Genomic DNA, 26,674 nt, shown 5'->3' on the forward strand with positions numbered 1-26,674 from the left:
TTAATTTATTCTAACTTATACAAGCTAATCTCTAAATAGATTGTTATTTTTAATAAAACGGTTAAAAAGCAACAAACCTATTACTGTTCCTATTGAATTTGCAAACATATCAGCAAAATCAAAAGTTCGGTAGGTAGTTTCTCCTTGTAAGACCTCAATAATTATGCCGTAAAAAACACAAAAAATAACTACAATTAATTTATTTCTGGTTGTTTTACCAAAAACTAGTAACCAAAAAAAAGTGAGTACTGTATAAGCTATACTATGTTCTATTTTGTCTAAATACGCAAAATTAACAGGTTGCTTACCCATTCTTACCAAGCTTAAAAAAGCAATTACAATAGTTATGAGTACCGCAAAGTAAACGCTTTTATCCTTTAATAAGTTCTTTATATGCTTTAGCATCTAATAAATTATCTATTTGGCTAGCGTCAGAAATTTTCACTTTAATCATCCAACCTGCTTCATAAGGATCAGAATTCACTAATTCTGGTTCGTCTTCTAAAGCTTCGTTAAACTCAATAATTTGACCAGATAAAGGCATAAATAAATCTGAAACTGTTTTAACTGCTTCTACAGAACCAAAAACTTCTTCTACACCTAAGCTTTCATCTAAAGTGTCTACATCTACATAAACGATGTCTCCTAATTCGCTTTGAGCGAAATCTGTAATTCCGATGATTGCTAGATCGTCTTCAATTTTAATCCACTCGTGATCTTTTGTGTACTTTAATTCTGATGGAATATTCATTTGTAATGTTGTTTTATGTTATTTGTATTTTAATTTCCTAAGTTATATACCAAATTGATTCCTGCATTAATCGATTGTCTTGGGAATGTTGTTGAAATTGCATATTGAAATGTATTATGATTATAATAAAACGATGCTGTTAAACTTCTACTTAAATTATAATCTGCTAAAAACTTTAACCCAAATAACTTCTCTCCACCTGTAATTTGGTTATTTTCTTCGTCCACAGAACGAATAAGTGTTAAATTATCTCTTAGCGATATATCTGCTCTCAAATTAATATCCCCTTTTAAGGTTTCTTTCTTCCCTGTAAATCGTGTTACAAATTTAACATCTCTAATCTTATAACCCAACCCAATAACATATTCTGTTCCTTTAACATCCGTTAAGGTATTGTTATTAAAATTTAATGTTAAACTTCTATCTCTTCTAATTTCACCTTTTAAAGAGAATGAATTTTTCATTTTCATATCAACCCTAACTAAAGGTGAAAATTCATCGATTAATGTCGCGGACGAAATTAATAATTCTGGTTGATAATTGTTAGAAATATTTACAGAAGGAACATCATTATTATCTAAGCTATATTGTAGATTGTTCGTGTAGTTTCCAATTGTATAAGACGATTTGTAACTATGTGATAATGTGAATGATGAGAAATTTTTCTTAAACCATTTGTATTTCATCAAACCGTTATAACGAAGCGTCCAATTAGGAATTGGAATGTTTCTAAAGATTCCTGTACTCACTTTATTAGGATCATTCCCCGAATACGCCGCTAAAAATGCTGGTAACATTGCTTGCTGTCCATTTGTTTTAAACCCAGGATTTTGGTCATCTGGATCTTGAGAATTAGGTAAATTTGATTGTGCTGCTAAACGGTCAGAAATGGTTTCTCTATAATCTAAAAAATTCTGATACAACACATCGCCGTCTGTAAAAGCTGTACTTAACATATAATGACTAATACTATAGTTTCCTGTTTCGTAAGCTTGTATGTCTGGATTTGAAGTTGTTTCCCCTTCAATTATATCTAATTGTTGAGTTAAATTAGAGGTCTTAATTCTATTTCCACGAAAATCAATAGTAAAATCTTTAAATGGTTTCACAGAAATATTATAATCCAACTTATCAGCTTTTGTTTTTCCGTAGGTTTTATTATAATACTCTTCATCTTCTGTACGAGTAACCAACCATCCGTTTTCAATCGCTGTATTTAAAATATCGGTTTGACTCCCAAACACAAATCCTAATGTTGGTGCTAAACCACCACTATAATTATCTCGTCCTAAGAAACCAACCGTAGGTATATATCCTTGGAGTAAAGTTCCGTTGTTTTGAGAATAACTAATCTTTGCTTTTTTAATTGAAGTTAATACATCGTAGGTACCTTTTAAAAACTTTTGACTGAAAGAAGCATTTTTCTTCAACTTTGCTTTTTGAGCTACTTGTTTATTTTCTATCAAAGAAACTGTTCCTTTTTTTGTTGTCGGTTTTTTTGTTCCTTTTAATAATAATTTATCTAAACCTAATGTTTTATAAAAACGCTCAAAATCAATATCTGTGTTTATATTATGTGTGTTTGCATTCTGAATCATATTACCCACCTTGTCTCTTACATCTATTGATTGAGAGCTAGATTGCCAATCAAAATCTGCTGTGTATCCGTAATCTGCATTCATAAAATTTAAAAAAGGAATTTTATTAATGGGTAATTTATATGTTCCATTTAGTTTTTGGTGATAATGATTTGGACGACCAATAGTAAAAAACTTATCAAAAATTTCTAGTTCTTCATCGCTACCAAACCCATCATAAATATAATTATTGGTTGCATTAAAGTTTAACTGTAAAGACTTCGTTAAGTCAAAACCGATAGTATAATCCCAATCAAACAAAAATCTCCTTTGGGTTAATTCAGGCTGTGGAGTAAATCCTTCAACCAAATTTCTAGATTGTTGTTGATTGTAATTTCTATTAATTCTTGAGTTTAATGCTAGTGTTTTCGGAACAGGATTAAAGTTAATATCTCTAATAAGTTGCCAGTATTTACTCTTTAATTTTTTTGAATTTTTAAATGGCTCTATACTAAATGGCACGAAGCTAAAATTATAGCTTGCTCCTGCCATTACATTTTGATTAATATACTTTTCAATATTATAGTCTTTATGAAACTCTTCATTAAAAGAATATGAAACAGATAGATTCTCTACATCATAAAACTTAGGTTTCTCCTTACTTTCAGGATTTTTGTTTTTCTTAACATTGATAAAACTAATACTCTTTCTACGTGTATAATCTTGAGCGTTTTGGCTGTTTTGTTTAACTTGATCTGAACCTGAATCTAATGCATCTGCTAATTCTACATCTTGATATTGAGGATCGTATTTAGGATCAGCAAACTCCTCACCATACGCATAGCTCATCGGTACTTGCATGTTCCATTTTTTAGGCATCATTTTACCTAACTGCACGTTTGTAGCGACATTATATTGTTTTGTTTCTTCTATACTTCGTTCTTGTACTCTATCTTCAACATTACCAAAACCTACAGTGGACATTCTACCTGCTAAAGAAACATCAGCTACATCAGCAAAATTAGCATCTACATTTAGTACTGCTGCCCAACCTCCCTTATTATCAAAACCAACGGCACGTAATTCATTAAACCAAACTTCAACAGTTTCAGCATCTAAAGAACTGTTTTTAACACCCAACATTACCGTTCTAATTTGTGCTAGTGTCGGATTTCCTTTTACTCGAATTGTTAATCCATCTGATCTTTCTGAACCATCAATAGTATATAAATCTGCAGCTGAGATTCCTGCGCCATCTCTATCTAGTTTTAATTTCGCTAATTCTTCTAAAGGCACTTCTAAATTATTTTCTTCTGGCCAAGCATCATAAGGGCCTGGGTTATTTAATTTAGTAGATAATTGTAATGGTTTTTCAACTTCATAATAATTATCATTTAAATCCGTACCAAATCTAATTACCGCTGAAACATCACCTGTTTTAACACTAACGGTATCGCCTTCTGCATGTAAAAACATACGCAAATTCTTATAACGACGCATATCTATACTAATGTTCTTATAGATGGCTCTTGTTTCTTCTGGTTCTAAATCTGTAACTTTTAATGTTACAGATTGTTCGTTTTGTCGTTGAATTCTATTGGTTCCCTGTAATTGTTCACGTACAATACCAGGAGGAATTTCGTAACGGTCTTCATTTTGCTCAATGCTCACCACTCCTACTTCAAAATTATTAAGATCTACTGGTTGTAATGGTGTGTCACTGTTATCAAACTTTTTTGTATATCGACGCCAATCTCCACGTACTAATTCTAATTCTCCAAAACGTAAAACTACAGGTATTTTAAACTGAGTTAAAAACATACGCATAAACCGAATACTATTAAAATCAGTTATATTATATGCATTAGAAAACCCATTTCTTACGGGAATTCTAAATTGATACCACGTAGAACTTCTAGACTGTCCGTTTGCTAAAGTTACCGTTGTTGTTTTTACATCTACAATATGGTTAGATCCTTGAACTAATTCTGATTTATTTAATGAAATTTCATATTCAAAATATCCACTCACCGTATTCATCGTTTGATCTTTATTGATGTCTTCAGTATCGGGATATGTTGTCGATGATGTAGGAAACGATTCGTTAGATTGTTCGATTGTAGGTGAATTCCCCTCAGTATTATTATAGTTTTTATAACGTGTTAAAATAGAAGCGTTAATAGCATCTAACCCACTTCCTCTAAAAAACTGGAAATTATCAGCAGCTGGATCATCCAACCCACTAAATGCTGGAAATTTGACCCCTTCTTCCTGATCATTTAAACCATCCAATCCAATATCCTGCTGTGTTCTTACCGCTGAATCATTGCCAAAAGCATATAAAATAGAAGGATTTATAGGGGTATTTCCCCATGTACTTTCTCTTACGTTAGATCCGTTTATTTTAATACCATCTTCTGGTAAACCATTTTCATATTGTTTACTCCCATCACGTAAAATATCTTCCGATATATTACCAAGGTTGATAAATAATTTCCCTACTTGATTCGTTATATCTTGTGGATTTACACCTATTGGCAAGCCTTCTTCTTCTGTGATTGAATAGTTTTCATAAGGATCCATTAACCAAAACTGAACATACTCAACATTGGCTTGTTCAAAATTATTAGTCGTTAAAGGTCTCATAACACCCCCCCAATTATTTTCAGCTATATCAGGGTTTTCGTTAAAATTATATGGCCCTCTTTCAGCTGGATAATATGCTAAATCTAAAGTTCTTACTAAATTTAGTTGTGTTATATCTAAATCGGTATTTGGAAATAATTCTGAATATCGCACCTGACGAACCTCGTCTCTCGACAATTCAATATCATTTATATTACTCGGACGATTACTTCCTGAAGTATAAAACAACTGATCTACATTATACCACGCTATTTTTGCTCTCTGATTATTATACTCTAAATTAAAAGAATCTCCATTAAAACCTTGAGAAACAGGTGTACTCGCTAAAAACCATTGTTGTGGCGAATTTAAATTAATAGGCACTTGTGATGCTTCAAAATCATCTATATACGAAGTAGCAGTTCCATTAACATCAATTCCACTTGGAGAACCAGGTAGCAAATACGCCATATCTGCCCTTACCGATAAATTAGAAGGCACATCAGTTTCTACAAAAGGCAATTTATTTGCTAACTTAGTAAAATAAGGTACTTCTGTACTATAATCAAGATTTAAACCTAACATTATATTATCAATAGGTTCAGCTCCATAATTTACTTTTGGTGTAATTGGTTTTTCACTGACATTTAGAAAGGTACCTCCCAGAATAAAATTCTCAGCAAAACGATGCTCTACATCAATACCAATAAAAGTTTTTCTTTGCTGATTAAAAAAAGTATTATTTTCTACGGTTGCATTTATAGGAATACCAGAAGATTCTAATCCTGGATCTAAAATTTGAACTCTCCCTAACTGGTAATCTACTACATAATCTACCCCCTCTACCAATTGTCTTCCACCTGCGGTTACGTTTACAGAACCTCGTGGTATATTAAACGCCCCTAATGAAATTCCTCTGCTCGTTTCAGATTTAAAGTATCCCTTTAAAAAGAATTTGTCTTTATTTTGAAATTCGTTTTTAGCTTGCGCTTTGGTAGTTAAGTATAACTCTTCAAATAAATATTTTTCTTGATCCGCTGCATTGGTAATATCTTCGGGATCTTTTAAATCTTCCCCGAAAGGTTCTGTTTCTGGAAAGTAAATAAGGCCTCTATCAGAGCTAACTGTAATACCTTCTACATAATCGAAAAAACCATCTCCTTCGGTAATGACAAACTGACTTTGATCTAATCTATCTATATTAAATAAATTTAATAAGGTTCTATCGTGAAGCTCTCCATCTGTAGCTCTTTGTAACGTATTTTGTAACACTCCATTTTCATCATCACGATACATTAATTCAAAACGGAACCCTTCTTGTTGTAACGGATATGCTCCTAACGCATATACATTTTTCATCATTAATCTCCACGTCGGAAAAGGTTCTGTTTGCCCATTAACATCACGAGTAGTTGTTAAAATTTCACTTCTTAGTAATTTAACTGCAATATTTGCAGGCGCATTAATACCGTCATTCGAAAACTCTCCTACTTTAAAAACTGTTTCATTACTAGAAGCTCCAACTACTGTATACTCAAAAGCGACTGCTAAGACTTCACCATCGTTTAATCTTCTGTTTAATGAAACAAAACCTAGTTGTGGATGCAATCGATACTCATTCGATTGTAATTTTCTAGCATTTTGTAAATAAGTATAATCTCTACCTTGTTGCATTTCTGTAGGAACAGCTCCACTTAAACTTGAAATATCTCTAATCCCACTTGTTGGAGTTAATAAATCATTTATAGTATTTATTTCATTATAGGGTAAACTTACTTGAGACCCCCCTACATTTGCTGTGGTAAAAGGAGGGAAGGGATCAACATATCCCGCAGGCGTTCCTGAGTTAAAATCTACCATGTTAGACGGTGTAGATTCTCCAATATCTGCAAAAGCAACAATACTTCGATAATCTTGTACGTTTTGGTTTCGGTTAGTTACCCAAACCTCAACTCTGGTAATATTAATAGGACTACTTATTAGCGGATAATTCTTTAAAGCATCTTTATATGTTTCTCTAAAAAACTGCGAAAGGAAAAAGTGACGATCGTTATCATAATCCGTAGCGCGTAATTCAAACTCTTCTATAACAGCTCCTCCTTCTGCAACTACCGTTTTACTTTGGGAGTTTTGTTGCGAAAATGCTGTTCGTATTGTAGTTTTTCCAAACTGTAAATCCGCTCGAACTCCAAATAAAGATTGTGCTCCGTTAATTAAAGAGTTTTTAATAGGAAAGTTAATATTACCCGCATCTAATTTTTGAATGATATCATCTTCTGTAGGAGAGTATTCTAATTTGATCACATTTTGAAAATCGAAAGTAGATTGTGTATCGTAATTTGCAGTAACCTTTAAACGCTCACCAACCTTTGCTTGTAAACTAGCGCTTATTTGTTGATCAAAATCGAAGGTAAAACTACTCTGATTTTCAACAGAAATTTGAGGATTTTCTGTGTTTTGATATACACCCCCTAATTTAATGTTTATTTGTCCCGTTGGAATCACCTCAACTTCATTACCTCCAAAAACCGATTCGAAAAACTTTGAGTTTACATAATACTTAGGTAGTAAATTTTTCCGTGCTTCATCATTTCCTTTTTTCTTTGTATTAATAGCATCAATTTTTTCTTTAAAATACCCTTTCATATCGTTTTTTAAACGATACTTATCATATTCTTTAGGTGACATAAAAATGGGAGTTCCCACATAGTAATCACCAATCTTTTCTACTAATACAAATTTATTTAATGCTTTGTCGTAAGTAACCTGTAAATTAGTAGGATTGTTTAAAAAAAGACTTCCATTTTGATTGTGCTTAAAGTTATACTTTAGAGGCGAAATAGTATCTTGTTGTGTAGTTGAAATACTATCCTTATTATTTGCGTTTTGCGAAAATGAAACAACACTTACCAGTAAAGTAAGTGCTGTAAAAAATATATTACGAAGCCTTCTTTTCAATCTTTCTTATAAGTTTTTTAACGCTCGCTTTATTAAGGATTCAACACTTGCGCTAGGTGTTTCTTTTAAAATATTATTTAGTACTTTATCAGTTTGTTTTCTTGTAAAGCCTAATACTTCTAATGCAGATAACGCTTCATCTCTATTTGTATTGTTTTGAGAAACAGAAACTTCATCTATATTAAAAGTTTTTAAAATTTTATCCTTTAAATCGACAATAACACGTTGTGCTGTTTTTGCACCTATTCCTTTTACAGATTGGATTAAACCAACATTTTCTGAAGCAATTGCTTGTTGAATTTCTTCTGAAGTCATTGAAGACAACATAGTTCTTGCTATACTTGCTCCAACACCAGATACCGAAATTAATAACTTAAAAACCTCTCTTTCTGTTTTATTTATAAAACCAAAAAGGGTATGGGCATCTTCTCGAATAGATAAATGAGAGTATAACAATACATTTTCATCTGCAGGTAAAGCAGAATAAGTGTTTAAAGAAATGTGTAGTAAGTACCCAACGCCGTTACAATCTACAACGACATATGTTGGATTTTTCTCAACCAACCTCCCTCTAATTTGTGTAATCATAATCCCCTTTTTACTAGGTCTCTAAAATAGGGAAATTATTTTTCTAAAAAAAGTTGTTTCCCTACTCTGCTTTTTGACTATTTAAGTGCTTTTCTCGTTCTTGTGCATCCACTACTGCTACTGCTGCCATATTTACCATTTCATCTACACTTGCTCCTAATTGTAACACATGAACAGGTTTGCTTAAACCTAATAAAATTGGTCCGATAGACTCTGCTCCATCCACTTGTTTCATTAATTTGTACGTGATGTTTGCTGATTCTAAATTTGGAAAAATTAATACATTTACCTTTTTTCCATTTAATTTTGAAAACGGAAATTCCTTTGCTAACATCTCTGGATTTAGCGCAAAATCTGCTTGAATTTCTCCATCAACCACTAAATCTGGATGATTTTTATGCATATAATCTACTGCTTCTCTAATTTTTTGAGAACTTTCAGATTTGGTAGATCCAAAGTTGGAAAATCCTAACATAGCAACATTAGGTTTCATTCCAAACATCTTTGCTAAAACACAGGTATATTGTGTAATTTTAGCTAAATCTTTAGCTGTTGGATTAATATTAATGGTTGTATCCGCTAAAAACATTGGCCCTTGTTTGGTTAACATCAAGTTGGTTGCAGCCACACGAGTTACTCCTTTGTCTTTTTCTATTAGTTCTAATATTGGTTTCACAACCGATGGATATGGACGTGAATATCCTGTAATTAAACCATCTGCTTCCCCTTCATTAACCATCATTGCGGCAAAATAATTACGCTCGCGCATCCATTTTTTTGCTTCAAAAAACGTTACTCCTTTCCTTTGACGAGATTGCCAGTAAGATTCTGCAAAACGCTCTCTTCTTTCTTTTTCTTCAGCAGTTTTAGGATCTATAATTGTCACTTCAGCTTCAAAACCTAATTCAGCTTTCAACTCTAAAATCACTTCTTTATCTCCTAATAAGATTGGTTTTGCTATTTTTTCATCATATACACGTTGCGCTGCTTTTAACACGTCTAAATGATCCGCTTCTGCAAACACAATTCTTTTTGGGTTTCTTCTTGCGCGGTTGTGTAACAATCGTATTTCTTTACTTCCAGAACCCGATCTATCCATTAACTCTTCACGGTACTTATCCCAATCTTCAATTGGTTCTTGTGCTACGCCACTTTCCATAGCCGCTCTCGCAATGGCTGGCGGGATTTCGTATATTAATCTTGGATCAAACGGTTTAGGAATAATATAATCTTTACCAAAAGATAAACTCACTTCATCATAAACAATATTAACTTGTTCTGGCACTGCTCTCTTTGCTAAATCAGCTAACGCATTTACCGCAGCCATTTTCATTTCTTCGTTAATCTTAGTTGCACGAACATCTAAAGCTCCACGGAAAATATAAGGAAAACCAAGCACATTATTCACTTGATTAGGAGTGTCTGATCTTCCTGTTGCCATGATAATATCGTCTCTTGAGGCTACTGCATCTTCATAAGAAATTTCTGAAACAGGATTTGCCATAGCAAAAACGATAGGTTTTCTAGCCATAGATTGCACCATCTTTGGTGTTACAATACCTCCTACCGATAAACCAAGAAACACATCTGCATCAACCATTGCTTCAGCTAAGTTTGCATACTGTTTATTTGTAGCGAATTTTTTCTGATTTTGTTCTAGATCATCTCTACTTTCATGAAGTAAGCCATTAACATCAAACATAATAATGTTTTCTGCTTTCGCCCCTAAAGAAAGGTATAGAGTAGCACAAGAAACCGCCGCTGAACCTGCACCGCTTACTACAATTTTTACTTCCTCAATCTTTTTTTCTGCGATCTCTAATGCATTTTTTAAAGCTGCTGCTGAAATAATTGCAGTACCATGTTGGTCGTCGTGCATTACAGGAATGTCTAATTCCTCTTTTAAACGACGTTCTATTTCAAAAGCTTCTGGCGCTTTAATATCTTCCAAATTTATACCTCCAAAAGTAGGAGCGATTGCTTTTACAGTTTCAACAAATTTATCAACATCTGTAGCATCTACTTCAATATCAAAAACATCAATATCTGCAAAAATTTTAAAAAGTAACCCTTTTCCTTCCATTACAGGCTTTGACGCTTCAGGACCAATATTTCCCAACCCTAAAACTGCTGTTCCGTTTGAAATTACAGCTACTAAATTTCCTTTAGTAGTATATTTATATACATTATTCTTATCTCTCTTTATTTCTAAACAAGGCTCTGCAACGCCTGGCGAATATGCTAATGACAAATCGTGTTGTGTTGCATATTTTTTAGTAGGAACTACTTCAATTTTACCAGGTTTTGGTTTTGCATGATATAGTAAAGCTTCGTGTCTTTTACGTGAATCACTCATAAATTTGTCGTTGTTTGTTTAAGCCGACAAATATACTGAATAAGTTGATGAATAAATAAAATAGCTAAAATGATAAAAATCATTTTTTAAGCTATAGCGATAACTCACCTTTGTACTGTTTTAATTAAAAATTTTATAAATCATGAATATTACCCAAGAAATTATTAACGAAGAGGTAAAATGGGATAAGACTAAAACAATTGTAAGTAAAACTGATGTTTATGGAACTATTTTATATGCTAATGATGTTTTTTCAAACACTTGTGAATATAGTACATTGGAATTAATTGGTGAACCTCACAATATTATTAGGCACCCAGATATGCCAAAAGTCGCTTTTAAAGCTTTATGGGACGCTCTTAAGAAAGGAGAAAATTTTCATGCAATTGTTAAAAACCTTACAAAAACCGGCAGGTACTATTGGGTAATTACAGATTTTACTATTGATAAAAATGAAAAAGGAGAAATTACTGGTTATACAGCTAGAAGAAAAGCAGTTCCTGACGGAGTTGTAAAAAAAATAAAACCTTTATACAAAACACTTCTAGAAATTGAAAAATCTAAAGGCGAAAAAGCTAGCGAATTATATTTTAACGCTTATTTAAATGAAGAAATAGGAAAAAATTACAATGAATTTGTTGTTGATTTGTTTGAAGATGAAACCACTAAAGAATTAGAAAAAAACAAAAGAAAACTAAATTTAAATTGGTTTTTTTTTAGTGATTACCAAGAATAAAGATTCATAACTACGTCAATAACCATAAAATTGACGTAGTTAATTAATTATCTAAAAAATTAATATTTCTAGTTAATCCAGTAAATTTTGTTCGCTTAACAGCAGATTTTTTAAACACTTTCCGAAATGTTTCTTCTGTTATTTCTTGCCAATCTCGCTTGGTCATTTCAAGCATATTTTCTTTGGGCTGAAATAAAGGCTCGTTATGTGGTTTTGAAAATCGATTCCATGGACAAACATCCTGACACACATCACAACCAAACATCCAATCTTCCATCTTATTTTTAAAATCTGTTGGAATATTATCCCGTAATTCAATCGTTAAATACGATATACATTTATTAGCATCTAATTGGTTATTGGGTAAAATAGCTTGTGTAGGGCAAGCATCAATACATTTCGTACAAGTTCCGCAATGATTGGTTGTAAAAGGCTCATCGTATGCCAATTCTAAATCTATAATTAATTCCGCCAAAAAGAAAAAAGATCCTTGTTGTTTTTGAATAAGCAAGGTGTGTTTTCCATTCCAACCAAGACCTGCTTTTTCTGCCCAAGCACGTTCTAAAACAGGTGCTGAATCTACAAAACACCGCCCATCAACTTCTCCGATCTCTGTACGAATGCATTCTAATAGTTCAAATAATTTATCTTTTATAACATGATGATAATCTTCTCCGTAAGCGTATTTTGCGATTTTATAAGTACCCTCTTGCTGGGCTTCCGAAGGGAAATAATTATATGATAACGATACAACCGATTTTGCTCCATCAACCAATAACCTTGGATCTAACCGTTTATCAAAATGATTCTCCATATAGCTCATTTCCGCATGAAAATCATTTTGTAACCACTTTTCTAACCTCGGTGCTTCGTCTTCTAAAAAATCTGCTTTAGCAATACCACAAGCCAAAAAACCCAAGCGTTTTGCTTGTTTTTTTATAATTTGCGAATATTCCTGTTGTCGATTCAAAAAATAAACATTTTATTAACTACAATATTACAGATATCTTTTAACTTTATCCTTTAATTCAATAATCGAATTTATTTTTATCAGAAACCCCATTCCTTATGAAAAAAGTTATTAAAATAGTCGCTGGAATACTTATCGTTTTTATTCTCGCTTTAGCCTTAATTCCTTATTTATTTCAAGATAAATTAGTCGCTTTAATTAAAGAAACTATTAATAATAATGTAAACGCTAAAGTTGAGTTTGCGGATGCTGATTTAAGTTTACTTAGAAGTTTTCCAAAGGCTTCTGTAAATCTTTCCGATGTTTCGGTAATTAATTTTAAACCTTTTGAAGGAGACACTCTGTTTTACAGTCAGAATGTTAACTTGAACTTAAAACTCACTGAAATCTTTAAAAATACGGGGGACCAATTAAATATTAATTCTTTTACAATTGATAACGCTTTGGTGAATGTTTTGATTGATGAAAAAGGAAACACCAACTACGATATCGCTAAGGAAGACTCTAACAATAAAGAGACTGAGGAAACAGACACTAACGAACCGAGTACTTTTAAACTTTCTGTTAATTCTTATAAAATAGAAAACGCTACGATAAAATATACTGATAAAAAAGGAAAAATGGAGCTTGTTTTATCTGATTTTAATCACTCTGGAAGTGGTGATTTCTCTCAACAAAATGTAGAACTCGACACAAAAACTGCCACCTCTATTTCCTTTAAAATGGATAAAAGTTCATATATAAAGAATCAAAAATTAGATTTATCTGCTGTTTTAGCTATGGATTTAGCGAATAGTAAATTTTCTTTCTTAAAGAACGAGGCGCATATAAATCAACTTCCTTTAATTTTTAATGGTTTTGTTAAGTTAAATGAAAATAATCAAGAAGTTGACATCGATTTTAAAACTCCTTCGTCAGATTTTAGAAACTTTTTAGCTTTAATTCCAGAGCAATACGCAAAAAACATTGCTGATGTAAAAACCACAGGAGATTTTAGTATTACAGGAAAAGTAAACGGAATTGTTGATGATAAACATATCCCAAAAATTGATGTAAATATTAGCTCAAACAACGCTTCCTTTAAATACCCTAGTTTACCTAAAAGCGTACAAAATATTCACATTAACACTAATATTAAAAACACCACAGGTTTTATAGAAAATACGTTTGTAGATGTTGCTAATTTATCTTTTAAAATAGACGACAATGTGTTTAGTGGAAAAGCAAAAATTCAAAATTTAACAAGCAATCCACTGGTAAATGCTTCGATAAAAGGAAAATTAAACTTAGCCCATATTAATGAAGTATATCCGATTGATTTAAAAAATGAATTAAGCGGAACTATAAATGCCGATTTATCTTCTTCCTTTGATATGGAAGCTATTCAAAAAAACATATATCAACGTATAAACAATCAGGGAAAATTAAGTATTAACGAATTTGTTTACGCTTCTGAAGATGTAGTGAATCCTATTCACATTAAAAATGCTGAAGTCGATTTTCAACCCAGCAAAATAACATTAACAAATTTTGATGCTAAAACAGGAACAACGGACTTAAAAGCTACGGGAACCATTACTGGTTTATTAGGATTTTTATTATCTGATAAAAATTTACAAGGAAATTTCAACTTAAACTCTTCATCATTTAAAGTAAGTGATTTTATGACTTCGGATACTGGTGAAAATGAGAAAAAAGAAGTCTCAGATTCAAAAGATCAACCTAAAGAAAAATTAAAAATTCCAGCGTTTTTAGATTGTGTTGTAAACGCTTCTGCCAAAGAAGTGTATTATGATAATTTAAAACTAGAAAATGTAACAGGTATTTTAATTTTAAAAGATGAAAAAGCCACTTTAAAAAATGTAAACGGAAACATGTTTGGTGGAAATATTGCACTTAACGGTACCGTAAATACACAAAAAGAAAAGCCTATTTTTGATATGAATTTAGGAATCAAATCATTCGACATTTCTCAATCTTTTGCAAAATTAGAAATATTTAAAATGTTATCGCCAGTTGCTAACGTTTTAAAAGGAGAATTAAATACAAATATAGATTTATCTGGGGACTTAAAAGATGACTTTACACCCAATCTAGCTTCAATTTCAGGAAAAGCTTTGGCTGAAGTATTGGCTTCTAATATCGACCCTAAAAACTCAAAAGCGTTAAGTTTATTAGATGACAAATTAAGTTTTATCGACCTTAAAAAATTAAACTTAAAAGATCTAAAAACAAACCTTTCTTTTGACGACGGAAAAGTTAGCGTAAAACCTTTTAATATTAAATACAATGATATTGATATAACTGTGGAAGGAAGTCATAGTTTAGATCAATTAATGAATTATAATGCAACTTTTAATGTACCTGCAAAATACTTAGGCAGCGATGTTAAGAACTTATTAGGTAAATTAAACGATAACGAGCAAAACGTTAGTGTACCAGTAACTGCAAACCTATCAGGGAATTTTACAAGTCCGACAGTAAAAACGGATTTAAGTTCTGCTGTTAGCAATTTAACTAGTGAACTCGTTAAAAAGCAAAAAACTAAGTTAATTGACAAGGCAGTCGGCAACATTTTAGGTAGTAAAAAAGATAGTACTGCAACCAATAAAGAAGATAAAACAGTTGAGAAAGTTAAAGATGTTTTAGGTGGGTTGTTTGGTAAAAAGAAGAAGAAAAAAGAATAATCAAAAAACTTCTTTAACATTTTATAAGTAATTGATTATTAATATTTAGTTTATGTTTGTTTTATTCACAAACTAATCTGGCTATGAAAAAGGTTACGCTGCTTCTATTTGTATTTACATCAATTGTTTTGTCTGCACAGATAAAAGGAAAAGTAACCGATAAAAATAATCAACCACTTCCGTATGTAAGTATTTATTTAGAAAGTTCTTTAACAGGCACCACTACCAACGATAATGGCTGGTATGAATTAGACCTTAAAAAACCAGGAAAACATACAATAGTTTTTCAATTTTTAGGATTTAAAACCATTAAGAAGACTGTTAATGTTGATATCCTTCCGCTTCGTCTGAACGCGCAAATGACTGAAGAACAAGAGTTTTTAAACGAAGTTGAAGTCTCTTCAAAAGAAAACCCTGCAAATAAAATTATTAGAAGCGTAATTGCAAACAAAGAAAAGAACGCAAATAAAGCTGGAAAATATACGGCCGATTTTTACTCTCGTGGATTGTTTAAAATTAAAGATGCTCCAAAGAAAATCTTAGGACGAGAGATTGGTGATTTAGGTGGAGGATTAGATTCTACAAGAAGTGGAATTATTTACTTATCTGAAACCATTTCAAAAATTACCTATCAAAAAAAACCAAAGAATTTTAAAGAAATAATTATAGCTTCTAAGGTAAGCGGAAGAGATAACGGTATTTCATTCAACAGAGCCGCAGAAGTAAACTTCAATCTATATAAAAATCAAGTTCCTGTTGCTAATGCCAATTTATTTTCGCCTATTTCTGATTATGCTTTTAGCTATTATCGATTTAAGTTAGAAGGATCTTTTTATGATAAAAACAATAAACTAATTGATAAAATTAAACTCATTCCACGTCGTGAAAATGATCGTGTTTTTGGCGGGCATATTTATATTGTTGAAGATGATTGGGCTGTTTACGGAGCAGACCTTACGGCAACTGGAGCTCAAATTAACAACCCTGCTATTGATGTTTTGCATCTTAAACAGAATTATAATTACGATGCAAAAACAAAAATTTGGGCAATTATTTTGCAGACCATCGATTTTAAGGTAGGTTTTCTCGGTTTTAATATGAAAGGTCGTTTTTCAGCTTCTTATTCCAACTATAACTTTGAACCTAATTTTACCGAAAACACTTTTGATAAAGAAATTTTATCTTTTGAAAAAGATGCAACAAAAAAAGATTCGGTGTATTGGAATGCCTTAAGGTCTGTTCCTTTAACTTTAGAAGAGAAAAAAGATTATATCGAAAAAGACAGCATCAAACTTGTTCATAACTCAAAAAAATACCTTGATTCCGTCGATACTCAAAGAAATAAATTAAAAATGCTTTCTCCAGTTTTAGGATATTCTTATCAAAATAGTAACGAAAAATGGAATATTGATTACAGCGGTATTTTAAAAAATTTAGGCTTTAACACTATTCAAGGTTATAATTCTAGTATCGGTTTTAAATACTCTAAAAAAATAAATGATTATGGAAATAATTGGAATACAAGTATTGATGTAAATTATGGTTTCTCTGAAAAAAAACTTAGACCGGTAGCTTATTTTTCTAAAAGTTGGAACAACTTTGATAAACCAAGATTAAATATTTCAACAGGAATTACAGCTACTCAGTTTGACGATCGAAATCCAATCTCTAACTTTTACAACAGTATATATACCTTATTTGGCAAACGTAATTATGCTAAATATTATGAGAAATCATTTGCGAAAGTAGATTTTTCGCAAGAACTCACTACTGGTATTCGCTTCTATTCTTCTTTAGAATATGCTCATCGAAAACCTCTTTTTAACACGACAGATTATTCTTTTTTTAATAAAGATAGAATCTTCGAAACCAATAACCCAGTTAACCCTACGGGTTTAATTGCTCCTTTTAATGAACACAATATTTTTACTGCAGAAGTTTCTACACGTATTTACTTCGGTAATAAGTATATTACATACCCAAACGCACGTTATACCGTTCGTAATCATAGATACCCAACATTATCTATTGGATACAGAAAAACATTCGGTTCTGATAATATCAACTTGCATTCTGATTTAATATTTTCTAGGTTACAACAAAACCTCATGTTGGGTAACCTTGGAGATTTTGACTATAATCTTAGAGGAGGTTTGTTTTTAAACAAAAAAGATATCGCTTTTATGGACTATTATCATCCGCTAGGTAATGAAATAGACTTAGCTCCTAAAAACAGGATGAGTAGTTTTAATTTGCTTCCTTACTATGAATTTAGTACGAATGATAAATATGGTGAAATTCATACCCAACATAATTTTAAAGGGTTTTTATTAGGTAAAATTCCACTGCTTAATAAACTGAACTTTCATACCATAGTAAGTGCAAAAAGTTATTTTTCTGGCGAAAGAAAACCATATACCGAATACTCTATCGGATTAGATAATATTGGCTGGGGAAAATGGCGTTTTTTACGTGTAGATTATGTGCAATCTAACTACAACGGAAATAAACAAAATGGTTTTGTATTTGGTATAAGTTTGTTTGATTAAGTACCTTTACCATAAAATAAGGCCTATGTTTTACGAAGTACTTGAAAAATCTAAAATCAATAAAAAAGTTATTGGTATTAGTTTATATGGTGATGTTGGCTTTTACTGTGGCGTCGTACTAGATTATAGCGACGATGTTATTCAACTACAACAGTATACCAAATACGGCCAAAATGATGGAGTTACCCTTCAAATCATCTCAGAAATTGAACGGATAGATTTTAATGATAGCTTTACAAATACTATCGAATTTTTAGCGAAAAACCAAGAAGCATTACATGCTACAAATTACATCAATAAGTTTTACAGTGATTTAGATGATGAAGATTGGCAAAATCAAGTGTTAGATTTATATTTAAAAGAGAGAAAAGTAATGCTTAGCCTTCAAATAAATAATGACGATTATTACCAAGGTTTTGTTGAAGCTAAAAACGAACTTACTTTTTCGTTTAGATGTATTGGTGATTTAGGTGAAGATAAAGGGTTGGCAATTTTTAAAATTGAAGATGTTTCTAGCATTAAAATCGATGACTTTGAATGCCGAAAAAGATTATTACTCTATAACAAAAAACACCGATGAACATAAAGTTATTGCTATTTGGTATTACTACCGATTTACTAGAAACCTCATCTTTAGATTTCGAAATAGAAGAAAACAGTACTGTTTCAAATTTAAAATCGACTTTAGTAAAGAGTTACCCACAGTTAAAAAACATAGATTCCTACGCTATTGCAGTTAACGAAGAATATGCTTCTGAAGAGATCCAAATCAACCCAAATGATGTGGTAGCTATTATACCACCTGTAAGTGGTGGATAAATTATGCTACGTCTTTTTTTAAATATTTACCAACAAAAAATGTTCCGAAAGGAAGTAAAGACAGTAAGCAAACAATTCCGAATTCTTTAATACTCCATTTAAAAACAGGTTTTAAAAGAAAAGCTAAAACAATGTAGGCAACGAATAAAATTCCGTGTGGCATTCCAAACATTTTTACATATATAGGATCATTTCCTAAACTTTCTAAATATTTATAAGGCATTCCTAAAAACATTAATAATAAATACGAAACTCCTTCTAAAAAACTAACTACTTTAAAAATGTTTATCATTATATTTTAAATCGATTTAAAGATTACTACGTCATTATTCGTGGTAATTACATGCTATAAATTCGCAAACAAAGCTAATGAAAAATTGCGTCCTGGAGCAGAAATCCCTGATGCAAATTCTTTATAATGCTGGTCGAATATATTACTCATTCTTGCTTGCAAAGCAAAATTATCATTAATTGAATATTTACTGTAAAGACCAACTGCCATCCAACTTGGCGTACCGTAATATTTATCAATATCTTTTTCAGCATCTGGATTTATAACAGGTGTTTGGTTTTGATTATCTATTCCTTCTACTAAGTTATAATCCGTAATATTTTTACGAGCATTAAAACGTACGTCTGCACCAGCTTCTAATTTACTATTCACATAATTTAAATCAAAATTTCCAAATACCGGTGGAATAGAAGACATCGGTTCATTTGTGTCAAAAGCTTTTCCTTTTGTGTACGTTACAGAGCCTGATGTTGTCCAATTCTTATGTAATTTTCCTTGGTAACTCGCTGTAAAACCTGTTATGTAGGCATTTCCTTTATTCACATTTGCCACAATATTTCCTTCTTCTCCATCATACATAATTGTTGAACTACCATTTAACTGAAACGCTTCTCTATATATATAGTTTCGCAACAATGTATAATACACATTAGCTCCAACTCTGAATTTACGATCGTTAAAATACTTCTGAGCACCTATTTCAGCATTATAAGCATGCTCTGGTTTTAAATTAATATTTGGTACCGTTACATTGCCGTTTTTCTCTCTTACTTTTCCTACATCATCTAAATTTGGAGATCGAAAACCAGAAGAAATAACCGTATTAAGTTGCCAGGTTCTATTTGGCTTATACACATAACCTATCGTTGCCGTAAACGCACTATTATTTAAACTAATCTCATTGCTTGGTAATGTAATAAAAGTATTGTCAATCCACTTTGCTTTTAAATTAGTTTGCGTAAAACGAACCCCTGTATTTAAAGTTGACTTTTTTGAAACATCTTGACGATAATCTACATACAAAGCAGAATTAAAATAGCTTCCTCCACCATCTGCATAACGAGATTGCACAGGAAAATCTCCAGAAAAACCATCGATTTGATTATTCACAATGTTTAACGTTTTTCCATAAGAATTTGACCCAACATCGTTGTATGCAACTTCAAATCCGTACCCTAAATCTCTATTCGTATCCGTTGCTACAGAAAAATCTCCAGTTACACTAAATACATCTACATTTTCCTTTCTGTAAGATCTATCTAAACTACCAAGCTTACGTTGCATTCGACTCTCTTTAATATCTTGATAAGCTAGTGTAAAAGTTCCTTTATCTATCCATTTTTTCTTTGGATTGATGTCTAATTGCGAAGAAATTAACAAACGCTCTTGCGGACCATAATACCATTCAGCAAACTTCAAATCTCCATCTTTAGTTTCTGTCAAACGATCAAATCGTGGAATGTTAGATGACGTTGAGTACTGAATATTAACTTTTAAATCGGTATTTTTTGATAATGGAACATAGAATTTTTGTAAAACATCTGTTTGCGTAAAACCAGTGTTTTTTTGTGTATTTGGATCTGAATTTGGTGTTGAATCTTCTTTATAATTTCCATTTAAATTTTCAGAATAGAAAAATACTTTTCCCCAGTCATCAAATCTATGAGAACGATTTTTACCCATTGTTAAATCCCCATAATCACTATATGTTACATTGGTAAAACTAGCCCATTTCGGAAAACTTATTTCTGCAGAAACACTGTTAGTAATTTCACTATTTACCGTTGAAAAGCGAGAAAACAAATTACTTTTTACCTGTTTTTTTTCTGATAATTTAGGTGTTTTGGTATAATAATGAATTACACCACCCAAAGCATCGGAACCGTAAATTACTGAAGAAGGTCCAAAAACGACTTCAGTTCTATCTAACAAACTCGGACTTACTGTAATTGAATTTTGTAAATGTCCTTTTCTATAAATAGCGTTATTCATTCGAACTCCATCAACCACTAATAGAACACGATTACTTTCCATACCTCTAAGCACAGGACTTCCACCTCCAAACTGCGATTTTTGAACTTTAATACCAGGTACACTAGCTAATAAATCTGCTGATGTTTGTGGAGCAATTTTTTCGATTTCGTGTTTTTCTATTACCGCTATTTGCTCTGCAATACGGTTTGTTTTAGCATTATTTTTAAATACCGAAACTACCACCTCATCTAATTGCTCTGAATCCTTTGACAAATAAACCTTAAAATCATTAACTTTTATCGTTGATTTTTTTACTTTGAATTCCGCATAAGAAACATGAGAAAAATAGATAATCTCATCATCTTTAAAACTAGAAACATCTATTAGACCATTAATATCGGTTACAGAAGTAATAGATTTATTTTTATTAAAAACAGCAACCGCTTCTATAGGTTTGCCTGTTTCTGCTTCAATAATTGTAGCTTTTTGCGCAAAAATTGAATAGGTGCAAAATAAAAAGAAGAAGATAGTAATTTGTTTCATATATCAAGTAAATACGGTTTCTAAAACACTTAATGATTTTGGTTCTTTAAATCCATCTAGATGCAATTCAAAATAGCGAATTATAGTTTTTAAGACGGTTTGCCTTTCTTTTTTACTAAAAGAGACTTTGTGAATTGCATCAAAATTCATACCAAGAAGCTTTTTAAAAGAAACTAATTCACCCCCAGAAATCGTTAATTTTTCATGAATAGAATTTGTAAATGCTCCTTCTAGTAAATTGAATCCAACAGCATCTTGTTGAACAACATCAGGATAAAACCCTAAGAAGCGAGATAAATTTAATAAAAACAACAGGTGAAAATTAGATATCGAATCATGTGTATCTAACCAAATCAAGGCTGTTTCTAAATAATTATACAATTGATGATTTCCTTCTTCCTCTCTAATAATACCAGATAAAACTTCAGACAAAAACATAACAATTGATTGTTTTATGACAGAAGTGAAAATCGTTTCATAAGGATGAAGAACCTGTACTTCGCGTAAAGAATTTAGCGTGTTTTTTGAATTATGATTCGCCGTTAATTGTAATTGTGTTAATGATTGAAAATAAGCCGGTTTTAATTTTCCTCTTTTAGATTTTAACACCCCTCTAAGCATATATGTTTTTACACCTTCTTGCTCTGTAAAACATTTTACAATTAAGCTAGTATCACCGTACTTTATTGTACTTAAAACAATCGCTTTGGTAGAAACAATAGCCATGTTAATTTACAATAGCTATTTTTGTTGTAGAAGTTTCACTACCATCTTCATTGGCCAACAATACAATATACACACCAGAAGCTACTTTATTTCCAGCTAAATTTCGCTTGTTCCAAACTACCTTTCCTCCTTGTAACTGCTCACCTTCTAAAACATTACTTTCATAGACTAAATTACCAGAAACATCTAAAATTTTAACGTTTGTCCCTTTAGGTAAATGAGCTCCATTTCGGCCATCGATAGTAACTGAATTATGATTTTTTAAAACAGGGTTTGGATACGCATATACCTCTCCTAACTCATCTCCAAAGGGAGAAACTTGACTGTTATAAGCAACAATCCCTTTATTGGTAGCGAAATAAACCTTCCCTGTAGTTTCATCTACTGAAATTTTTAAAATCTTATTTGATGGAAGTGGTGAATTATCTTTACTAAAATTAGCCAATGTTGTTTGTCCATTAGGGTTTGTATTTAAAACACCTCCATTATCAGTTCCAAACCATTTGTTATTAGCTCCATCTACTACAATAGAATTGATAGTCTGATTTCCTAACAACTTTTTAGGGATTCCATCATCTAAAATTATAATTGGTTCTGCATCGTAAATATTTGCATCAAAAATACCCGCAGCATTGTTAAAAACGACCATGCCAGATAAAGTTCCCAGCCAAATTCGATTATTCTTATCTACAGCTACAGTACGAACATTTAAGTGAGGTAGGCTTCCTTTAGTAGGCTCTGTTGTTAAAGCGCGTTTTCTATCTCCATTTTCATTATAAATACACACTCCATTACCACGAGTACCAATCCAAAGAGAATTACTATTATCCATAATAATTTCATTCATCCCTGCTCTATTTATCAAAAATAAGTCGTTGATATTGTAATTAGTCCATTGACCTGAAGGAGATAACTTTTTTAAGCGAAAATCTGAAATAAGATTAGTTAGCCAGAGATTTCCGTTTCTATCAAACATAGTCCCAGAAACACGAATTGTTATCCTACTGGGGTCATTAGGGACGATATCTTCTAACGGACTATTTAAATGATTATAAAACATTATTTCTTGATCATCTTCCACTTCTAATAGACCTCCAGTTAGAGCGGTATTTATTTGATCTGTATCTCCAAAAGAACTGATAAAAACCCTGTTTTCTTTCGTCTTATCAATCGTTACATGAACCAAATCACCATTAGGTTGGTTAGGGTCAAACTTTGTATTTATCCAATTTTCTCCATTAAAATGAGTATATCCTTGTCTTTTTTGAACAGGTGTATACGTGGCATCATAGCCTCCATAAACTATCCATAAATTATTATTGTAAGCATCTATGGAAAAAACTTCGTTAGACAAAGGTCCTTCTGGATGAATTTCAGTATATGATTGAGAAGAAATTGAAGATGATAAAATTCCGAACTCATTAGTTCCTAACAAGAGGTTTCCATTGTTTATGTTTGCAGAATTTAAACTAAAATCAAACTCTTGTGTAGAAATATTCTCACCTATTTGTAACAAAGAAAAGTTATAAACGATTACTCTTTTTGGTAACGATACAATTAATTTATTCTCACTTAATTTTATATCTCTAATATTCTCGGTAAAATTTAGCATCTGAGTTACTGAACCCCCAGAAATTCTAGAAATACTTTGGTTAGAAACCGCATATACATTTGTACCAAACTGAATTATTTTTTGATAATCTCCAGCAAACCGAAGATTCCAATTGTTAGAATCAATCAAATTCGGATTATTAATATCTGCAACATAAATTCCGTTACTAGTGGCTGCATATATTTCGTTACCTAAGACTGTTATTTGGTTTACGTTTACATCCGAAGACCCTGCTCCAATAAAATATGTGTCTCCAAATTCTAAATTTTCTATATCATAAACTACAACCGCAAACGAAGTTGCTAAATAAAGCTTGTTATTATACTCGTAAATACTATTGATTCTTTTTAATCCTGATTGATTAAAATTTGTAATATCTGGTGAGATTGTAATTCTACCGTCTTCATCAACTACTTCTAACAATCCATTTTCGTAACCTATTACCAGTCGATTGCTATTTTGACTATAATGAATTGCAGAAGTTGTTTCCCCAGACAATCCATTTACTGAAGAGAGTTTTTCGGTTTCTTGCGTTTGTAAATTATACGTAAAAACTGCGTTGTCTGTTAATGCATATAATACCTCATTTGAGGTAATAAAATCTTTTACATTATTATATGAAAAGAAGTCCTCCCAGCGATTACTAAAATCCGTTTGAGAATAAGTGATTAATGTAAAAAAAAGAATGAAAAATAGTATTATTTTCTTCATATCAAAATCAAAGATATTTAATAATAACGATAAAAAACGATACATTCGTACAAATTTGAATTCGGAGCAAATGAGCATAGAAATAGAACGTAAATTTTTGATTACTTCTTATAATTTTAAGCAAGAAGCACATCAAAAAAACTACATAAAGCAAGGGTTTTTAAATTCTGACAAAGAACGTGTAGTTCGTGTTCGTTTGAAAGATGATAAAGGTTTTTTAACGATTAAAGGAAAATCGAATAAAACTGGAATTTCTCGTTTTGAATGGGAAAAAGAAATCTCAAAAATAGATGCTGAAAACCTTTTTAATTTGTGTGAAAAAGGCATTATTGAAAAATATCGATATTTAATAAAAAAGGGGAATCATATTTTTGAAGTAGATGAATTTTTTGGAGACAACGAAGGTTTATTAATTGCAGAAGTTGAACTTTCTTCTGAAGATGAAAAATTTTCAAAACCTGCTTGGTTAGGAAAAGAAGTTACTGGTATCATAAAATATTATAATTCAAACTTAAGTAAACACCCTTTTAAAAAATGGGAATAAAAAAAGCTCAAACCGAAGTTTGAGCTAACAATTTAGTTACATAATTTATAATCCCCATTATTATGAACCGTATTTAGTACGGCAAAAATAAAGCCAAAAATTATTAACTCCTTATTTTTCACAAATTTTAACAGCTTAAAAACTGTTAATTTTTACATTTTAGTTGCTATTTAAGACCGTATATGGCTATAAAATGGCTAAAACTTCCCAGCAAAACAAAAACATGAAAAATAGCATGATTGTATTTTATTCTTCCAATAGAGTAAAAAATTGCGCCAATACTGTAAAAAAGACCACCAGCAATAAGATAATACAATCCTTCATCAGATAAATTCTTAATTAACGGTTTAATAAAAAATAATACTTGCCATCCCATTAATAAATATATTGCTGTAGACAATTTGTCAAATCTTCCCGTAAAAAAAAGTTTAAGCACAACACCTACAAGTGCAAAAATCCATACAAAAAGAAACATATACCAGCCTAGTTGCGATTGTAACGCAACCAAACAGAACGGTGTATAACTTCCTGCAATCAACACATAAATAGCAGCGTGATCAAAAATATTAAGATTACGTCTTAATTTTGGCTCTGAAGAAATGTGGTAAAAAGTAGACGCGGCATACAAAACAATTAAACTTAATCCATAAATAATAAAACTACCTTTTTCCCAAAACACAGAAAAATCAAATGATTTAATCATTAAAAACGGAAAAGCTATTAAACTCAATAAAAATCCAAATGCATGAGTTAAAATATTTAATCGTTCTTCTTCTCTAGGATAACGGTGATTTAAATTCTCGCTCATTATTAAATCTATTTGTATCTTTCATGTATAACTCATCTTTTATAAGTTCGTTATACATTAAATTAAAAGTTTTTTCTTTTAAAGAACCTTTTTCTTCTATTGTTAATCCTTTTGTACTTACAAATTTGAGTTGTTTAACCCTAAAGGTTCCTGGGTACCCTTTAAAAACATCCCAAGAGATTAAACGTTTACAATCATAATATATTTGAGGAACTATTGGTATTTGATGTTCAATCGCTAAACTAAATGCTCCATTTTTAAAAGGAGCTAAAACAACATCTTCTGAAGGAACTAATCCTTCAGGAAAAATAGCAATACTAGTTCCGTTAACCAATCTTTTTTTTGCCATTTCATACACGCGTTTTCTACTTTTTAGATTATTTCTATCAACCATAATCACTACTCTTTTGTAGAAAAAACCGAAAATGGGTATTTTAACCAACTCCTTTTTTCCTACAAAAACAATTGGATTTTTACTCATCGCACACAATACCCAACCATCTAATAATGAAGCATGATTTGCACAAAACATATAACTTTTATCAGGTTCAATTTCTTGCTCTCTATCAATCTTTAAACGAAAACCCATTGCATAAATTAAAAAAAAAGACCATCCTCTAATCAATTTCCAAAATGACGGATAATATTTTTCATCCGAAGACAAAATCAATAAAAAAGGAGACATCATAATTACAGTTGATAAAATCAACACATAAAACCATATACGCCAAACCAGTTGAAAAGGCATTTTTAAAAACTTCATAGTTGCGAAAATAGTAATTTCTTTTCTTTGATGGATTTTAGCCTTACTTTTGCTGATATAGTAAGTTTAAAAGCTTGCTAAAACA

Annotated in this window: 17 protein-coding genes and 1 pseudogene; 6 read left to right on the plus strand and 12 right to left on the minus strand. The window is 31.4% G+C overall.

What is annotated here, in order from left to right; all coding sequences use genetic code 11:
• Window positions 1-24 precede the first annotated feature (24 nt).
• The 5 genes and pseudogenes from C7447_RS01290 to C7447_RS01310 all read right to left on the minus strand — a co-directional run.
• Window positions 25-345: pseudogene (locus C7447_RS01290) on the minus strand (VanZ family protein); the annotation flags it as partial.
• A 25-nt stretch (window positions 346-370) separates the two neighbouring features.
• A complete protein-coding gene (gene gcvH / locus C7447_RS01295; RefSeq protein WP_148868371.1) occupies window positions 371-751 on the minus strand; it encodes a glycine cleavage system protein GcvH in 381 nt (126 codons plus the stop codon).
• Between the two features lie 29 nt (window positions 752-780).
• A complete protein-coding gene (sov, locus tag C7447_RS01300) occupies window positions 781-7,911 on the minus strand; it encodes a T9SS outer membrane translocon Sov/SprA (RefSeq protein WP_148868372.1) in 7,131 nt (2,376 codons plus the stop codon).
• A 6-nt stretch (window positions 7,912-7,917) separates the two neighbouring features.
• Window positions 7,918-8,499: a Holliday junction branch migration protein RuvA gene (gene ruvA, locus C7447_RS01305; protein ID WP_148868373.1), complete on the minus strand. Its 582-nt coding sequence runs from the start codon at window positions 8,497-8,499 to the stop codon at window positions 7,918-7,920.
• A gap of 61 nt (window positions 8,500-8,560) precedes the next feature.
• Window positions 8,561-10,855, minus strand: coding sequence for an NADP-dependent malic enzyme (locus C7447_RS01310; protein ID WP_148868374.1), 2,295 nt, complete (start codon window positions 10,853-10,855; stop codon window positions 8,561-8,563).
• Window positions 10,856-10,997: 142 nt separating this feature from the next.
• Between C7447_RS01310 and C7447_RS01315 the strand changes: the two genes are divergently transcribed.
• Window positions 10,998-11,591 carry a PAS domain-containing protein gene (locus tag C7447_RS01315; protein ID WP_148868375.1) on the plus strand — a complete coding sequence of 198 codons (594 nt, stop codon included), beginning with the start codon at window positions 10,998-11,000 and terminating at the stop codon, window positions 11,589-11,591.
• Between the two features lie 43 nt (window positions 11,592-11,634).
• Here the strand turns inward: C7447_RS01315 and queG are convergent, their stop codons facing one another.
• Window positions 11,635-12,561 (minus strand): tRNA epoxyqueuosine(34) reductase QueG, encoded by a 927-nt coding sequence (gene queG / locus C7447_RS01320; RefSeq protein WP_148868376.1) that lies wholly within the window; start codon window positions 12,559-12,561, stop codon window positions 11,635-11,637.
• 98 nt (window positions 12,562-12,659) lie between these two features.
• Between queG and C7447_RS01325 the strand changes: the two genes are divergently transcribed.
• The 4 genes from C7447_RS01325 (at window position 12,660) to C7447_RS01340 (ending at window position 18,616) form a co-directional block, all read left to right on the plus strand.
• Entirely contained in the window at window positions 12,660-15,248 is a 2,589-nt protein-coding gene (locus C7447_RS01325) for an AsmA family protein (protein ID WP_148868377.1), read from the plus strand.
• 83 nt (window positions 15,249-15,331) lie between these two features.
• A complete protein-coding gene (locus C7447_RS01330; protein ID WP_148868378.1) occupies window positions 15,332-17,797 on the plus strand; it encodes a DUF5686 and carboxypeptidase regulatory-like domain-containing protein in 2,466 nt (821 codons plus the stop codon).
• A 25-nt stretch (window positions 17,798-17,822) separates the two neighbouring features.
• On the plus strand, window positions 17,823-18,377 hold the full coding sequence (locus C7447_RS01335; protein WP_148868379.1) for a hypothetical protein: 555 nt from the start codon (window positions 17,823-17,825) through the stop codon (window positions 18,375-18,377).
• Complete coding sequence (locus C7447_RS01340; RefSeq protein WP_148868380.1) at window positions 18,374-18,616, plus strand: MoaD/ThiS family protein; 243 nt, start codon at window positions 18,374-18,376, stop codon at window positions 18,614-18,616. The genes C7447_RS01335 and C7447_RS01340 overlap by 4 nt, the downstream gene beginning before the upstream one ends.
• Before the next feature lies 1 nt (window position 18,617).
• On the opposite strand, the gene C7447_RS01345 is transcribed toward C7447_RS01340, so the two are convergent.
• From C7447_RS01345 to porZ, 4 genes are read right to left on the minus strand one after another with little or no spacing between them, the layout of a single operon-like run.
• A complete protein-coding gene (locus tag C7447_RS01345) occupies window positions 18,618-18,908 on the minus strand; it encodes a DUF3817 domain-containing protein (protein ID WP_148868381.1) in 291 nt (96 codons plus the stop codon).
• A gap of 54 nt (window positions 18,909-18,962) precedes the next feature.
• Window positions 18,963-21,425, minus strand: a complete 2,463-nt coding sequence (locus tag C7447_RS01350) for a TonB-dependent receptor (protein WP_148868382.1) — start codon at window positions 21,423-21,425, stop codon at window positions 18,963-18,965.
• A 3-nt stretch (window positions 21,426-21,428) separates the two neighbouring features.
• Window positions 21,429-22,151 carry a DNA repair protein RecO gene (gene recO, locus C7447_RS01355; RefSeq protein ID WP_148868383.1) on the minus strand — a complete coding sequence of 241 codons (723 nt, stop codon included), beginning with the start codon at window positions 22,149-22,151 and terminating at the stop codon, window positions 21,429-21,431.
• A gap of 1 nt (window position 22,152) precedes the next feature.
• Window positions 22,153-24,519: a type IX secretion system anionic LPS delivery protein PorZ gene (gene porZ, locus C7447_RS01360; protein ID WP_246142998.1), complete on the minus strand. Its 2,367-nt coding sequence runs from the start codon at window positions 24,517-24,519 to the stop codon at window positions 22,153-22,155.
• A 25-nt stretch (window positions 24,520-24,544) separates the two neighbouring features.
• Here porZ and C7447_RS01365 point away from each other — a divergent pair, with 25 nt between their 5' ends.
• On the plus strand, window positions 24,545-25,018 hold the full coding sequence (locus C7447_RS01365; RefSeq protein WP_148868384.1) for a CYTH domain-containing protein: 474 nt from the start codon (window positions 24,545-24,547) through the stop codon (window positions 25,016-25,018).
• 166 nt (window positions 25,019-25,184) lie between these two features.
• On the opposite strand, the gene trhA is transcribed toward C7447_RS01365, so the two are convergent.
• Both trhA and C7447_RS01375 read right to left on the minus strand, forming a co-directional pair.
• On the minus strand, window positions 25,185-25,826 hold the full coding sequence (gene trhA, locus C7447_RS01370; RefSeq protein ID WP_148868385.1) for a PAQR family membrane homeostasis protein TrhA: 642 nt from the start codon (window positions 25,824-25,826) through the stop codon (window positions 25,185-25,187).
• Window positions 25,795-26,589 (minus strand): lysophospholipid acyltransferase family protein, encoded by a 795-nt coding sequence (locus C7447_RS01375; protein ID WP_148868386.1) that lies wholly within the window; start codon window positions 26,587-26,589, stop codon window positions 25,795-25,797. The genes trhA and C7447_RS01375 overlap by 32 nt, the downstream gene beginning before the upstream one ends.
• Window positions 26,590-26,674: the final 85 nt, after the last annotated feature.

This window comes from Tenacibaculum adriaticum (genome assembly GCF_008124875.1).
In the GTDB taxonomy this organism is placed as follows: Bacteria; Bacteroidota; Bacteroidia; order Flavobacteriales; family Flavobacteriaceae; genus Polaribacter; species Polaribacter adriaticus.